Raw genomic sequence first — 15534 nt, forward strand, 5'->3', positions numbered from 1 at the left:
TACCGCTCAAGGCTGTTTTTATCGCTCAAGGCTGTTTTACCGCTCAGGGCTGCGGCGGCGTTCGGTGTGCAGCTTAAAGCTAGCAAAGTGCTTAAGCAGAGACTGGCCTATTTTATACATTGCAATGCCTGCAAATATAAAGAAAACGGTTTGAATACTCTCTAAACGAACAACCACATCTAAAAAAGCGTAAAATAGCAGTAACCCGCCGGTTAGCAGCACCATAAAGCCAAAAATGGTACCGCTCACATTGAGCGAGTCATTGTGGGTCTTTTGACGATAAAATACGGATAATTTGCTTTGCATAACACCATCCTTAAATTGTTCACTATTTATACTGTGACAAGCGGGTAAAAGTTTATGTTCATTATTTCACCGTAAATCATCCTCTCTATATCCGTTACTCCTTTTTCTAAGCGCTGTTGAAGGCGTGTTGATCTAGAGCGTGCCCGAGTATCCATTGCTGTATTTTTACTGCCAATCTTTGCAATGTCTCTTTTGCTATGACTTTTTGGCTACGGCTTATTTGTTATGGCTCTTTCATAAAAATAAGGGATTGCGTTTTTTGTTATTACCCACATACAGTAGAGAAACACTGACCATTCATTTATAGGGTATTGTGAAGACTCCACTTATCACTCGAAAAGGCTACACAAAACTCAGGAACGAGCTTGAAGTTTTATGGCGTGAGGAAAGGCCTGAAATAACCCGCAAAGTCACGTGGGCGGCTAGCCTTGGCGATCGCAGTGAAAATGCTGATTATCAGTACAACAAGAAGAAGCTGCGCGAGATAGATCGCCGTGTTCGTTACTTACGAAAATGCTTAGAAAACCTAAAAGTGGTGGATTATGACCCACAGCAAGAGGGTAAAGTGTTCTTTGGGGCCTGGGTAGAGATAGAGAACGAAGCCGGCGAAGTACTAGAGCTAAGACTCGCTGGTTACGACGAAATTTTCGGTCGTAAAGACTACATTTCTATTGATTCCCCTATGGCAAGAGCACTTGTAGGAAAAGAAGAGGACGATGAGTTCGTAGTAAAAACCGAAACCGATATAAAGGAATGGTGGATAAACAGAATTTGGTACGACCCCACAGATAAAATATAGTGTTACGTCAAGCACACACCGTTAACTAGCGGATGATCAGACGACTTTTGCCAAATGGCGATGCTATACTCGCCGTTATTATTTCCAGTACAAACACTGCACCACGAACATCAGGTTCGTGCAGGTTTCTCGCTTTTGTCAAAAGCGCATCAATAGTATTTTGGGCCATATATGATTATCAATAAAATTGCTGAAGAACTTTCAGTACAAGCGTCGCAAGTCAACGCAGCAGTAAAACTTCTCGATGGGGGGGCGACTGTTCCTTTTATTTCTCGTTACAGAAAAGAGGCCACAGAAGGGCTCGACGATACGCAATTGAGAAATTTAGAACAGCGACTCACCTATTTGCGCGAACTTGAAGAGCGCCGCGACGTGATCCTTCGCTCGATAGATGAGCAAGGTAAACTTACCGACGAGTTAAAAGCCAATATTGGCAATGCCGATAGCAAAACCACCCTTGAAGACTTATACCTGCCGTTTAAACCTCGCCGTCGCACCAAAGGGCAGATTGCGATTGAAGCAGGCTTATCGCCATTAGCTGATTTGTTATTTAACAAGCCCGACACCAACATCGAAGAAGCAGCAAACCAGTATGTGGATGCAGAAAAAGGCGTTGCCGACACCAAAGCGGCTTTAGAAGGCGCTCGCTTTATCCTGATGGAGCGCTTTGCTGAAGACGCCGCGCTACTTGGCAAAATCCGTCTTTACCTAACCGAAAACGCGCACCTTAAAAGCACTCTTGCGCCGGGTAAAGAAAAAGATGCCGCAAAATATAAAGATTATTTTTCTCATAGCGAAAAATACAAAGGGGTGCCCTCACACCGTGCGCTTGCTATGTTCAGGGGCCGTAACGAAGGCTTACTGCACATTCAGATAGATGCAGACCCACAGCAAGATGAAAAAGGGCCGTCTCATTGCGAGCATATTATTGCTTCACACTACGCCATTACCCATCGCGGACGTTCCGCCGACGATTTTCTTGCGCAAGTGGTGCAGTGGACGTGGAAGATAAAAATTGGTCTTCATATGGAAACCGAACTTTTCAGTGCCCTTAGAGAGCGCGCTGAAAAAGAGGCGATTGATGTATTTGCCAAAAACCTCAACGACCTGTTAATGGCCGCACCAGCGGGTGCTAAAACCACAATGGGGCTGGATCCAGGCTTACGCACTGGGGTAAAGGTAGCTATTGTAGATAGCACTGGAAAAGTATTAGCGTCGAATACGATATTCCCTCATGCGCCGCAAAATCAGTGGGATAAATCAAGCCGCACGCTAACCACCTTGTGCAAACAGTACAAAGTGGACTTGATCAGTATTGGCAACGGAACCGGTTCGCGAGAGACAGACAAGCTGGTTGGTGAGGTGTTGAAAAACAACCCAGACCTTAGCGCACAAAAAATCATGGTTAGCGAAGCCGGTGCATCTGTGTACTCAGCATCAGAACTGGCTTCAAAAGAACTGCCCACCCTCGATGTTTCTATACGCGGTGCGGTCTCTATTGCTCGCCGGTTACAAGACCCGTTAGCCGAGCTGGTAAAAATTGAGCCTAAAGCGATTGGTGTAGGCCAATACCAGCATGATGTCAGTCAAAGTCAGCTTGGAAAGTCACTAGACCGTGTTATAGAAGATTGTGTGAATGCAGTTGGTGTTGATTTAAATACAGCATCACCCGCCTTGCTTAGTTATGTGTCGGGGTTAAATAAGACACTGGCTCACAATATTGTGAAGCTTAGGGACAGCAAGGGCGCATTTTCAAACCGTAAAGCCTTGTTAGACGTTGAACGCCTAGGCCCTAAAGCCTATGAACAAGCCGCTGGTTTTTTGCGCATTGTCAACGGAAGTAACCCGCTAGATGCTTCTTCAGTGCACCCTGAAGCGTATCCTGTGGTAGACAAAATTGTGGATACGGCAGCAGTGGCGGTAAACGATATTATTGGCAATACTGAATTGCTGAAAAGCTTATCGCCCGAGACGTTCACTAATGACGATTTTGGTATTCCTACCGTTAAAGACATATTTAAAGAGCTTGAAAAACCAGGCCGCGACCCTCGTCCAGAATTTAAAACGGCTTCATTTAAAGAAGGCGTAGAAAAAATTACCGACTTAGAGCCGGGAATGATCCTTGAAGGCGTGGTGAGTAATGTAGCCAATTTTGGCGCTTTTGTGGATGTGGGTGTTCACCAAGATGGTCTAGTGCATATTTCGGCGCTGACCAACAAGTTTATCTCAGACCCTCGCGAGGTGGTTAAAGCAGGTGACATTGTAAAAGTGAAGGTGATGGAAGTGGACGTAGCGCGCAAACGCATTTCCTTTACCATGCGTCTTGAAGATACACCCAACCAGTCTCGCGACAATGCTAACGGCGGCGATGCTAATAACGCCAGAGACAGCCGCTCAAAGCAGGATAAAGGGCCACGTTCAAATCAAAATGCGCATAAGGGCAATCAGCGAGGCGGACAAAACCGCAATGCTAAGCCTCAGCAAAATAGTGCAATGGGCAACGCCTTTGCTGATGCACTTGCGAAAGCGAAAAAGTAAGTAAGCACATTCTGTAACGTAAAAAAGGGGCTTAGCGAAAACGCTAAGCCCCTTTTTTTTATGATAACTATTAAGCTTGCAGTGAAAGACCTTCACGGGATGGTGTGTAAGCTTGAGTGTAGAGATTTTGAATGCGACCTATGCGTGCCTGCATGGCGCTGCTCTCTTCTGACTCTAACGACTTAACGTCTGACGCCTGTGCTTGAGACGCCTGTGCTTGAGACGCAAAATTAGCTTCATCTAAACGTCTGGTAGGGGTATCCACCCCTGCGCTATCTGTAATTTCGTCAATACTCGGTGGAGCCACATCTATAGCGGGAATAGTGATTTCGCTAGGGTTTAACGCGCCAATACCTTGAGCGCTAATACCTTGAGAGCTAGGCTCTGATTCACTCACACCGCCATTGGCACTAAAACCTGTGACAGAATTAACACCCTCTGCAGCGCTAACGTCGCCACTAGACTGTAACGTGTCTCGGTTTTCTTTTGCTATGTCGTTGCGGGCATCAAACGCTTTTTGCGCAGCTTCCGCCGCGACTTTCAAGTCTTGAGAAGAAGGCTGTGCTGGCGCTAATGCTGCTGCTCGTACTTGCTGCATTTTACGCAACGTTTGTTCGGCAGATGGCTCTTCTGAGATATCTATTGATACCTCTCCGCCGGTAACATAACGCTTATTGTCTGGGCCGGTCGTATATTCGTACTGAGGTGAACCCGCATATTGTCCGCCAGTAGCAGCGTGCGCTTGCTCGTGGGTACGCACTTCTTGGTCTCTGGCTTTGAGATCCTCAATTTCCTGCTTGTCTTCTTCCGTTAGTACAGGCTGTGCAGATTGTTGCTGGTTTCTTTGTTCTTGCTCAGCGCCTTCTTTGCCCGCACTTTCATCTTGCGCGTTGTCTTTTTCTTGACCAAACACATTTTGAAACGCAGCTTGAAGGTCTGTCTGAATTTGTGGACGGTCGTAGGTGACAGGAGGTTGAGGTAAACCTGGGCTACGTGCCTTATCAGCCTCTGAACCCAAGCCTTTTTGCGACGCACCTTGCTCTGCATCGCCGGTTTTTGGAATGGTTTCGCGCTGAACGTTATCTCGACGGGCAGACTCAGTGTTCGTATTCGCAGTGGGATACGCTATAGCGGTAAGAATAGGCGCTACAAAATTCACTGGTGTGTCCCTACGCTAATGTATCGATAATGGTGCCAAGCGTATCATTTGCCACATCAAGTACTTTTGCCGATGCTTGTGCATTGAGACTGTTGACGTTGAGCGAGATAAGGTCGGAGGTAATATTAGCGGGCGCTTTTTGTGATGAATTCGCTAAAGAGCCGCTCTGTGATGTACCGCCTACTTCTTGCTGGCGACCTGCAGTCTGTTGGGCGATATTGGACGCAGCCTGAGTCATACCATCGCTGGCACGCTGCAAACCGGATTGTCCTGCAAAAAACGCAGAATTGAGTGTGACGCCACTTACATCAGACATATACTTCTCCTAACCTCTCATGCGCAATTATTAACCAATAAGAGGAAAAGATAAAGTACTCACGGGGGCTTTCGCACTAAGTCTCTGTACCTGTAGTAAATTTTTGTACGGCCGCTTTTACCTAAAGCGGCTCAAGCGCGAATTTGATAACGACTACGACGCCCTCTGCTGCTGTAAATTGGCCGCGAAGCTCGTTAATATGTCAGCAGTTTGCTGTGGATGTGAGATAAACGGCGCATGGGAGGCATGGGGCAACACCACAGTATCGGCCTGAGGGTGCAGCTCACAAATCCGGTCTATTCCCGCAGTGGGAACAAGGCTATCTAACCGGCCATATAATCGCAGTGTTGGAACCGATATACGACCAACAATCTGTCGCAAATCCTCTTTTGCAAGAATGCCAAGCCCGCGCTTCAATGCTTCTTCTGCTGGCTCAGGATACTCGGTAACATGCTCTCTTATTGTCTTAATATCGTTTTTAGCCGTCGCACTTCCCATCGCCTGAATAGCAAGAAAACGCTCTAACGTTTTCCTGTAGTTCTTTTCCAATTGGGCTTCAAACATGGTGAGTAAGTCTTCTGCAATGCCTGGCCAACAAGGTCCGGCACTGAAGCGGGGCGTTGACGCTATTGTAATAAGACCAGATAATTTTTGCGGTGCATCAATGGCTATTTTTTGCGCGACCAAGCCACCTAGAGACCAGCCTGCGAGTACGCAATGCTTAGGCAGTTGTGCGCTAATCATATTCGCCAAGGCCTCTACGGTGTAAGGCTCAGGAAGATGATGTGCATTTTCACCAAAGCCAGGTAAGTCGATGGTGGTAACACGAAAGTGATCTTGCAAATAAGGAATAAAGGAAGAAAAAGCACCGCTGTTCATTCCCCAGCCGTGAAGAAGTACTAGGTCCACTCTCGAATCGTTGAGATCAGTACCATGAGTACGGGTGACAAGCGCGTCGTTTGTCTGCAAACTTTCCATTTTACACCTCTTGTTCGTGAGTCGTGTCGTGAGCGAAAAAAGACAATATAGAAAAAGGCCAACCTTTTACGGTGAATAGCACTTTAATAAATAGCGCTTTAGTAAAAAGCACATTGAACAAAATACGTTTAAAAACTGGCGGAGTCTTCGATGAACCTTTCATGCCTACTATGTTATCAGGCAAGTCCTACGCCAGTGTGTCAATGGTGTGAATCTGACCTCTTTTTTTTCAACGAGGAAATACACGGAAACAACCTTTTAGAATTTGGCCCAGTGGGACGCCACGTAACCCATAGACACTACCATTCATTGTCCATTCTCGGTCTTTACACGTGGCCTATGTCATCCTTAATTCACCAGTTTAAGTTTATGCATTCTCTCGTCGCAGGCAAGATGTTAAGTCAGTGGTTTGTCGATAAAAAGCAACACTGCACACTTTCAGTGCCTGATTTGCTCCTTCCAGTACCTATCAGTGCTTGGCGACTGGCTAAGCGTCATTACAATCAAGCCGGCGTTATGGCCGATTTTATAGGTAAGGGCTTAGGTATTCCGTGCCTGCATCAGTGGGCCATAAGAACAGGTTCAAGCACTCAGCACCAGCTATCAAAATTACAAAGGAAAAAGAATGCTGAACACGCTTTTGCATTAACGCAACGTGCTATTAATACGTTTGTACCAAGCAAAAGTAGTGAGTTTGTTGTTGCGATAGTAGATGATGTGGTAACAACCGGCGTAACGGTAGACGTACTTAGCAAATTATTGCTACAGCGCTTCCCTGACGTAAAGATTCAGGTGTGGGCGATGACATTTACCCCTCCGCCCAAAAGCACCTTATACCAGTTCGCATAGGACTGGTATTTGTAAAGACATGACGGCGTTAACAAAAGCTAACCCCGCCACGTCTTAAATTGCTCTTTTAACCGCTTATTTTAACGGCTTATTTAACTGCTCACTTAAGCGCTATTGGCGGATGAAGTGAGACTGATAAATGGCATTTGCTAACATCTTGTTAGTGCCATACCAATAGCCTCTAAACTGAGTGTTATCGGTAAACCCTATGACAACACCGCGTCCTAGCTTCTCTGCAATAACCGCTGGCGTTTCGGCTAATAGCGCAACCATGGCTGTATCACTGAACCCTGCCATTAGCGGGCCTTTGGTGTAACGCGCCGGAGTGGTAAACGGTGAATACTCATTTTTCACTATCATGTTGCTCGTTTTAAATAGCGGCAGCGTGTCGTTGCTGTATCCGTAAAACAGTGGATGAGTGGTATCAATATCGGCCTCGTAAATTGCGCCGGCAATCAGCTTTTTAGCATAAAGCGCCGAACCATCACCGTATGCAAGGCTGCTTTCATCATATGCATTATCCACAACATCGCGGTTTACAACGTCAATATCTAACCAGTTGTTATCAGCAAAGTAACGTAACGCAGACTTTTGACCTATGGCAACACCACCGGCCTCTACCCAACGCTTCAATTCTAGACCTTGTGTTTCAGAAAAGTCGTAGCGACCGTTAGGGAAGATAATGTGCGTATAGGTAACGCTGTTATCGCGCAATGCGTTTAGCAAGTTTTGTTGCTCTACAATACTCGCTGACAGTCCAATTTTGGTGTCGAAATAATGCCAAATTTCACCCACATCGTATTCACGAGTGCCTTCACCGCCCACAATAATAACCCGCGGCTCTTTAATGGGCGCCATACTGCGGCTGCCTAAGTCACTACCTGTAGGTGTTAAACCGCTTTTTAAGCTATGCACCGGCACCTGCATTTGCTGCGATACTCTCTCGATAATCGCTGCGATATTGGCAGGCTGCTCAAGGCCTGTAGGTACAACAATACTGCCCGCCGGAAACTCTACCACGCTGTTGTCAAACTTCACGGCTGCAAAACTCTTCTCCGAGCTTCTCACCTGAACGCCTGCTTCTAGAAGAGATTGTAGTAACGCTGGGGAAAAATACGGCTGCCATGAAAATGCGTAAGCATAGGCGTCGCCGTTTATCTCAGGAAGCGCTAATGCCGCTAAGCTTCCGTCGTATTGTGCAGCAGTTGTGCGCTTTGTCCCGCGCATATCACTCTTTCCTACTGGGGAATAATCAAGGTTAAACGCAAGCGCTAAGTTCCATGTAGACACATCGTAAAACGTATTGTTCTCAAAGGATGTTTGTGTTGAAAAAATCGATTTTACTAAGCGGTATTGAGACTGCGCCGTCGGTACGAAAATAGCGTTGTTGGCTTTATAACTCACATCGTTAATAGTGGCGTTTTTGGTCATCACATCATAGGTGATACCGTGTTGGTCTAATAGGTTAGTAAACGCTAAAAAGCGCGCACTATCGTTTGATGCACTTACAACAAAACCGAAAGTGTCATCATCTTTTGCCAACGCCTTTGTGCTATTTACAAAGCCCGCTTGGTAATCAAGTATGGCCGCTTTATTGGCGATTGCGCCTCTAAACGTACTTAGCGACGTAGTAATTTGATTTTCGATAGTATCGCTGAAGGCCAGATCGCCGTTAATAGAAGACTGCAGGTGACCGCGCGAACTCGCTTGCTCAAAAAGGATCCCAATGCTGCCATGTAAGTCTGGGTACGTAGAGCCTTTCCCCGCATAAAAATCATCGAATGCTTCTTCGGTAAAATAAAGCTGTCCTTTGGCATCAAATGCCGCCGCATGATGTTCTGCAATGGCTTCAGTAAGCGTCACGTTTTCGTCAGGAGTAAGCGGATTTTTGCGCGAGCGTACACCGGGTTGGAAGAAATAGGTACTGTCGGTTCCCATTTCATGGAAGTCGGTTAATACGTGGGGACGCCACTTGTGAAATTGCTTAATTCGCGCTTGAGATTCCGGATGCGCCAAAAGTAGCCAATCGCGGTTTAAGTCGAACCAATAGTGATTTGTCCTGCCTGAAGGCCAGCCCTCGTCGTGCTCTCTATGATTACTGTCGGCAACTAGCTGTTTGCCCTTATGCATATTTGCCCACTGAGCAAAACGAGACAGTCCGTCGGGGTTGAAAGACGGGTCGAGCAGCACAATATTGTTATTTAACAACTCGTCGATTTCTTCACCTTGACCCGCTGCAAGATAATAAGCGAGGGCAAGAGATGCATTCGCACCTGATGGCTCGTTTCCATGAATGCTGTAGCCCATGTAGAAAACAAGGGGGGCATCGCTTGAGGGAGAATTTCCTTTATCTAACACTTTGATGTGTGCATCTCGCATGGCATCAAGGTTGTCGCGATTTGACGGCGCAGTAATGGTGAGAAGCAAAAGAGGGCGGTTTTCGTGGGTACGTCCGGTTTCCTCAATGGTTATACGGTCAGATTTTTGTGCCAGCATGTACATGTAATTGACCAACTGATCATGACGTACATGCCACTCGCCAAGATGAGCCCCTAAAACCGACTCAGGTGTAGGAATGGCGGGGTCGTAAGTTACCGTTTTAGGTAAATAGGCCTGTACAGGCATTCCGCCTTTATCAGGCTCGATGGTAATTGTTGATGCGCTTGCAGACATGCACACAAGCGAGCCTATCAATAGCGCGGTTATCCGTCGAAGGTGTGTTTTTTTGGCGGTGTTATACAGATTCGCTAGCATAGCGCTTCCCCGTCTTGTTGTTTCATAATGGCATGTTGAAAGTAAGGTTTTAAATATCAACATGTTCTAAATTTTTAATTAATACTTGACTGTTTTAGTCAGGTAAATTTGGTACAATGCACCAAATTTTGAACACTTTTTGAATACTATAGGACTTGCCGATGATAACTATATCAGAAGAAGCCCAGTCTCACTTCGCAAAACTGCTGAGTAAACAAGAGTCTGGCACGAATATTCGTGTATTCGTCGTAAACCCAGGCACCTCGTCGGCTGAATGTGGCGTGTCTTATTGCCCGCCAGATGCCGTAGAGGACACTGACACTAAGCTAGAGTTTAATGGTTTTGACGCCGTTGTTGACGAAGACAGTGCGCCGTATCTTGAAGAAGCTGAAATTGATTATGTAACCGATCAAATGGGCTCACAGCTTACGTTGAAGGCACCTAACGCCAAGGCGAGAAAAGTGGCCGATGACGCGCCTCTTGTTGAGCGTATTAATTACATGATTGAGTCAGAAATCAATCCTCAGTTAGCCAATCACGGCGGACAGGTTGTACTGACAGAAATTACTGATGATGGCTTCGCTATTCTTCAATTTGGCGGTGGATGCAACGGTTGCTCAATGGTAGATGTTACGTTGAAAGACGGCATTGAAAAGCAAATGCTTGAACAATTCGCTGGTGAGTTAAATGGCGTACGCGATGCCACAGAGCACGAAGCTGGCGAGCACTCTTACTACTAAATCTGGCGCAGGTGTAACACTTGATACCCACACCAGATATTCACACAAGCTGGCAGCGATTTAAAATAGGTCTCGCTATTTTCGTTGCTGGCGTTGTGCTTCTTTTTTCCATCAGTGATATCCATATTGTCCTTCACTATGTTTCTCTAGTGGTATTGCTATGTGGCTTTGCTTATTCTATGTGGGGTTATATGGGCATTTTTTTGCAGCGCTTTGCTTCTTTAAAAAATGCAAAACGGCCACCTGAGGGTTAGGGCTTTGCAGACTTAAGTATCGAACTTCCCCTCATCTTTCTCATTTCCCTTGTCTACCTCTTCTCTCTTACTTTCCTTATCATAGGGGCTTCGCGCTTGCATTCTTGGCACTTGCATTGCTTTGCAGTACGTTGCAATGTACTTAATAACTACCCGTTCACATTTAAATATTAAACAATGAAAAAGTTAGGCCTTATTGGCGGCATGAGCTGGGAATCGACAGTGAGCTATTATCAGATGATAAACCGCGCTGTAAACGAAAAACTAGGCGGCTTTCACAGTGCTAAAATTCTGCTTAGCAGTGTAGACTTTGCTGAGATAGAGCGTTTGCAACGCGCTCAGGCATGGCCTGAAATGGCGACATTGCTGCACGCTGAAGCTAAGGCGCTAACTACTGCTGGCGCAGACGCCATTGTCATTTGTACCAATACAATGCACAAAGTCGCTGATGAAGTGGCAAGCAACCTATCCATTCCTTTATTACATATTGTAGACGCAACTGGCGAAGTGCTCGTTAACGATAGCGTGAAAAAGGTAGGTTTGCTTGGCACAAAATTCACCATGGAACAGACTTTTTATACCGAACGCTTAAGAACGAATTTTGGTATTGATGTGGTTGTTCCACCGCCACATGAGCGAGACATTATTCACAACGTCATTTATGCACAATTATGCAAGGGCGTGATTTGCACTGAATCTCGTAAAGCGTATATTAACATTATCGACGGACTTGCGTCTGAAGGCGCAGAGGGCGTAATTCTTGGCTGTACTGAAATTGCATTGCTAGTACAACAAAATCACACCGCAATTCGCCTTTACGATACAACTGCAATACACGCTGAGGCAGCCGTCGACTTTGCCGTTGATGTATAGACGTGCTCTAGAATAATACTGTAATAACCCTGTTATTGGGGGCTTTTAGTTTTAACAGCCTTAGCTTTGATAGATTAGTTTCTGATAGCTTAGTTTCGATAAATTTATTTCGATAAACGGCTTTCAGATAGCTTAGCTGCTCATCGCTTAATTTTTGATAATAAAAAAGGATACACCATGTTTAGCCATTTAATGATAGGTGCAAACGACCTAGACGCATCTAAAAAGTTTTACGATGCCACGTTAGCCGTTTTTGGTTATGACGCCGGCGTTTATGATGAGCACGGTCGCTTATTTTATTTCACGCCAAAAGGGATATTAGCACTGACAAAGCCCATTAATGGCGAAGAAGCGACTCACGGCAACGGCTCAACAATAGGCTTAGCAGCGAACTCGCCAGAATTAGTTGATGAATGGTTTAAGGTAGGTAGCGAAAACGGTGGCGTGGTGTGTGAAGACCCACCGGGCATACGTGGTAATGACGACCGCCAGCTATACCTTGCTTACTTGCGTGATCCGACGGGTAACAAACTTTGCGCCACCCATATCATTAAAAAGTAGCGCGCTAATGACTTAGGCGCAGTGAGCATGCGCTTACTGCGCTTATCCTTACGCCGCAAATCCTATTCAATGCTAGACTATGAATCACTTTTACACAGTGCGTCGTTAGCTGCTAATCGATAAAAGCTTGCCCCTAACGTTATGCCTCTTGCAAACAGAAAGGCAATAAGTGCGTACCACAAACTTGTATTGCCCGCTTGCTGAGTAAAAAACCATATTGGAAAATACACGCCAAGTGCACTAATGACCATAGCATTGCGCATGGACGATGCTCTTGTTAGCCCCACAAATACGCCGTCAAATAAAAAGCACCAGTGAGCCAATATGGGCAGTAGCACCATTAGAGGGAGGTAGGGTAGCGCAGCGTCAACGATGTCGCCATGTTCAGTAAGCAAACGGATAATCCCGTCGCCAAAAGCATAGAAAACCACGCTATAGGCAATGGCAAACAATGAAGACCAAAATAGCCCTTGATAGGTTCTTCGCTTAATTTCATCAGCGTCTTTCGCCCCTTTTGCCTCGCCGATAAGAGCTTCAACACCGTAGGCGATGCCATCTAGCCCTAACGCAATCAGTACGAAGAACTGCATTAAAATAGCGTTAACGGCGGCTGATGTTTCGCCATACCGCGCCCCTTGAATAGTTAAAAATGCTAAGCAGCCTTGTAATGCCAAATTGCGAATTAACATATCCCCATTGAGCTTCATTAACACTCTGCGCGCCGCGCGGTTGAACCACGCTCGCGCGATATGCACGCCCTTCACTTGATTAAGGGCAAGATAAAGTGCCATCGCCATCATGCTGTACTCAGCAATGACACTTGCAAGGGCGACACCGTCCACAGAAAAGCCAAGCCCGTAAACAAAAGCGATATCTAATCCAGCATTAAGCAAATTACCGATTATTTGAATAATCATTACCTGCTTGGTTTTTTGCTGCCCCACCAGCCAGCCTATTAACACTAAATTAAGCATGGCTGCAGGAGCGCCCCAAACCCGAGTACTAAAATACGCATTTAGGTAGCTAGCCACGCTGTCATTTGGCTGAGTTAACGCTAAGCCAGCATGCAGTATGGGCTGCTGTAGTAGCAAAATAATAAGACCGAGGATGCAAGAAAAAGCAATGGTCTGCCACAGTACTTTGGCAGACTCCACTTTAGGGGCTTCGCTTCCTTTCGCTTGTGCACTTAAGCCTGTGGAAGACATACGTAAAAAGCCACAAACCCAGTAAATTTGAGTAAGAATAAGCGCACCGATAGATGCCCCTGCTAGCATTGCAGGTATTTGCATATGACCGAGTACCGCGGTATCGACTAAACCAAGAAGCGGTGTGGTAATATTGGCCAAGATCATGGGCAGCGCAAGCGCAAGCAAACGTGTATGATCAAACCATAACGGTTTTGGCTGTTTGGTGGCAATTGACATCAAGGCTCTCAAACATAGACTGAAATTAGGTTCAATAAGGAGAAGTGTACCATGCTAATAACGCTGAACAGAGAGCGTAAATCCTCATTCACAGCACTCGGTGGTCTGCGTGCCTGCATTGCACTTTTCACGCTGCTGTCATTTCACTGCGTCTTTGCATCTGCCCATTTACCCACTGACTCTACAGCATCTGAAACTAAGACAGAGCAAAGCACTAGCGCTATAAAAGACAGTTTCTCAAAGGGCAGCTTCACAAAAGACAAAACGCCTGAGAAAGCAGCCTCGTCAACTCAAATGACCAATGCGGCCATATTGCTCTATCATCATGTTTCCACACAAACGCCCTCGAGCACCAGTGTGACACCGGATACTTTCACGTCGCACATGGAGTACATAGCCAACAATCACACGGTGTTGCCCCTTACCGACATTGTTAATGCCATTGTAGAAGGTAAGCCACTGCCAAAAGATGCTGTGGCTATTACCTTTGACGATGGTTATGCCAATATTTTAGAAAATGCTCACCCAATTCTGAAGAAATTAGGCTTCTCCTACACGGTATTTATTAATCCAAATGAAATTGGCGTAGCACCGCAACAGCTTACTTGGGAAGAAGTTAAGAGGATGCAGGATGAAGGCGTTATTTTTGCAAATCACACCCTAGATCACCTGCACATGCTTAATTATGAGTTTACCGATGAGAACTGGCTTGAGCGTGTGTTTGAGAATGTTGAAGCTGCAGAAAAGAAAATAGACAGTGAGCTGGGGGTCAGCCTTAAATACCTTGCCTATCCATTTGGAGAATATAATTTAGCGCTGGCAGCAAAGCTTGAAGAAAACGGCTATGTGGGCTTTGGCCAACACTCTGGTGCCGTAGGTGAAACCAGTAATCTTCTTGCCTTACCTCGCTTCCCAGCGGCGGGCCCTTACGCAAACCTCAAAACCTTAAAAACCAAGTTAAACAGTCTTGCTATGCCGGTGGTACACACTACCCATGCTGAGCCACGAGTGCGCAGTAATACCCTATCTGACACGATAACACTCACCGTAGATAAAGAAGATGTTAGCCTAAACCAAGTGAACTGCTTCTACTCTGGTAAGAATATAAAAACGCATGTGGATGGAGAAAAGGTAAGCTTTGCCATAGAGAGCACGCTGCCCGTTGGCCGCTCAAGAGTAAACTGTACCGCACCGTCGAAGAGCATGGCAGGTCGTTTCTATTGGTATTCTATGCCGTTTTTCTTGGCAAATGATAATGGCCGCTACCCTGATTAATAAGCACACTGATAAAAAGCGCACTGACTTGCAATTGCTTAAAACAGTGAGAGCCTTTAAAAAGGCTCTCTTTGCATCAACTAGTGTGATTAATATCTCGCTTATAAAAGCGCGTGTTATACGCTTCGATAAAACCGAATGAACCCTTTGTTAATAGCTTCTTCACTAAAGCCTAAAGATTGATAAAACCGGATAGCAGCGATATTCGATACTTCTACGTCTAACACAATGTGACGTTTTTGTAGTTCAGTTGCTTTTGCTTGCATAGCGTTAACTAATGAACGGCCAATACCTTGGCGCTTGCCGCCATCTGACACAGCCAAGTGACCAATCATTAATTCGGTATTGCTAGGAGGGGTTAGATTCACTGCCACTGTTTGATTTCGCATTACAGCGGTAATCGCTTCATCTAGGGTAAAGTACGACGTTATACTGTCTAGGGTAGCTCTATCAAATGCAGTGCCAAGCTTACTATGCCACGCCGTGACTAAGCCTAAAATTTGATTGCCTTTTTCTGCCACCCAATGGTTTTCAAATCCGTACTGCCCGCCACCGAGCTGCCATGCATGGGCTAAATAACCCAACGCCGTTTTGTCTTTAGCATGTCCAAAAATAGCGTTTAACAGTGACTCCGCGGCACTTAAAATTAACGGTGTCGCAAATGGAGCGTCAGATGCAACGCCCGGTCTTATATTGATTTCCATATGA

15 protein-coding genes are annotated in these 15534 nt (G+C 45.8%); 7 read left to right on the top strand and 8 right to left on the bottom strand.

What is annotated here, in order from left to right:
* Window positions 1-36: 36 nt before the first annotated feature.
* A complete protein-coding gene (locus AC27HD_RS15960; RefSeq protein WP_487107073.1) occupies window positions 37-306 on the bottom strand; it encodes a hypothetical protein in 270 nt (89 codons plus the stop codon).
* A gap of 313 nt (window positions 307-619) precedes the next feature.
* Here AC27HD_RS15960 and greB point away from each other — a divergent pair, with 313 nt between their 5' ends.
* The gene (gene greB / locus AC27HD_RS15965; protein ID WP_032095307.1) at window positions 620-1105 is read left to right on the top strand and encodes a transcription elongation factor GreB; all 486 of its coding nucleotides are present in this window, start codon (window positions 620-622) and stop codon (window positions 1103-1105) included.
* A 25-nt stretch (window positions 1106-1130) separates the two neighbouring features.
* On the opposite strand, the gene AC27HD_RS15970 is transcribed toward greB, so the two are convergent.
* The gene (locus AC27HD_RS15970) at window positions 1131-1274 is read right to left on the bottom strand and encodes a hypothetical protein (protein WP_160173348.1); all 144 of its coding nucleotides are present in this window, start codon (window positions 1272-1274) and stop codon (window positions 1131-1133) included.
* A gap of 2 nt (window positions 1275-1276) precedes the next feature.
* Between AC27HD_RS15970 and AC27HD_RS15975 the strand changes: the two genes are divergently transcribed.
* Window positions 1277-3643, top strand: a complete 2367-nt coding sequence (locus AC27HD_RS15975) for a Tex family protein (protein WP_487107076.1) — start codon at window positions 1277-1279, stop codon at window positions 3641-3643.
* 70 nt (window positions 3644-3713) lie between these two features.
* Here AC27HD_RS15975 and AC27HD_RS15980 read toward each other — a convergent pair whose 3' ends face one another.
* From AC27HD_RS15980 to bioH, 3 genes are all read right to left on the bottom strand, one after another.
* A complete protein-coding gene (locus AC27HD_RS15980) occupies window positions 3714-4802 on the bottom strand; it encodes a putative metalloprotease CJM1_0395 family protein (RefSeq protein ID WP_487107078.1) in 1089 nt (362 codons plus the stop codon).
* A gap of 10 nt (window positions 4803-4812) precedes the next feature.
* Window positions 4813-5118, bottom strand: coding sequence for a hypothetical protein (locus AC27HD_RS15985; protein ID WP_032095304.1), 306 nt, complete (start codon window positions 5116-5118; stop codon window positions 4813-4815).
* A 153-nt stretch (window positions 5119-5271) separates the two neighbouring features.
* On the bottom strand, window positions 5272-6096 hold the full coding sequence (gene bioH, locus AC27HD_RS15990) for a pimeloyl-ACP methyl ester esterase BioH (protein ID WP_032095303.1): 825 nt from the start codon (window positions 6094-6096) through the stop codon (window positions 5272-5274).
* Window positions 6097-6246: 150 nt separating this feature from the next.
* Here bioH and AC27HD_RS15995 point away from each other — a divergent pair, with 150 nt between their 5' ends.
* Window positions 6247-6945 (top strand): ComF family protein, encoded by a 699-nt coding sequence (locus AC27HD_RS15995; RefSeq protein ID WP_032095302.1) that lies wholly within the window; start codon window positions 6247-6249, stop codon window positions 6943-6945.
* A gap of 111 nt (window positions 6946-7056) precedes the next feature.
* Here the strand turns inward: AC27HD_RS15995 and AC27HD_RS16000 are convergent, their stop codons facing one another.
* Window positions 7057-9699, bottom strand: coding sequence for a M14 family metallopeptidase (locus tag AC27HD_RS16000; protein ID WP_487107081.1), 2643 nt, complete (start codon window positions 9697-9699; stop codon window positions 7057-7059).
* A 161-nt stretch (window positions 9700-9860) separates the two neighbouring features.
* On the opposite strand from AC27HD_RS16000, the gene nfuA reads away from it, so the two are divergent.
* From nfuA to AC27HD_RS16015, 3 genes are all read left to right on the top strand, one after another.
* Window positions 9861-10439: a Fe-S biogenesis protein NfuA gene (gene nfuA, locus AC27HD_RS16005; RefSeq protein WP_032095300.1), complete on the top strand. Its 579-nt coding sequence runs from the start codon at window positions 9861-9863 to the stop codon at window positions 10437-10439.
* A 431-nt stretch (window positions 10440-10870) separates the two neighbouring features.
* Window positions 10871-11566 (top strand): aspartate/glutamate racemase family protein, encoded by a 696-nt coding sequence (locus AC27HD_RS16010; RefSeq protein WP_032095299.1) that lies wholly within the window; start codon window positions 10871-10873, stop codon window positions 11564-11566.
* Window positions 11567-11743: 177 nt separating this feature from the next.
* Entirely contained in the window at window positions 11744-12127 is a 384-nt protein-coding gene (locus tag AC27HD_RS16015; RefSeq protein WP_487107084.1) for a VOC family protein, read from the top strand.
* Between the two features lie 77 nt (window positions 12128-12204).
* Here the strand turns inward: AC27HD_RS16015 and AC27HD_RS16020 are convergent, their stop codons facing one another.
* Window positions 12205-13551, bottom strand: coding sequence for an MATE family efflux transporter (locus AC27HD_RS16020; RefSeq protein ID WP_487107086.1), 1347 nt, complete (start codon window positions 13549-13551; stop codon window positions 12205-12207).
* A 51-nt stretch (window positions 13552-13602) separates the two neighbouring features.
* On the opposite strand from AC27HD_RS16020, the gene AC27HD_RS16025 reads away from it, so the two are divergent.
* A complete protein-coding gene (locus AC27HD_RS16025) occupies window positions 13603-14826 on the top strand; it encodes a polysaccharide deacetylase family protein (RefSeq protein WP_487107088.1) in 1224 nt (407 codons plus the stop codon).
* Window positions 14827-14942: 116 nt separating this feature from the next.
* Here AC27HD_RS16025 and AC27HD_RS16030 read toward each other — a convergent pair whose 3' ends face one another.
* Window positions 14943-15530: a GNAT family N-acetyltransferase gene (locus AC27HD_RS16030; RefSeq protein WP_487107090.1), complete on the bottom strand. Its 588-nt coding sequence runs from the start codon at window positions 15528-15530 to the stop codon at window positions 14943-14945.
* Window positions 15531-15534 lie beyond the last annotated feature (4 nt).

It is taken from the genome of Alteromonas sp. 4NS20-0143 (assembly GCF_057542855.1).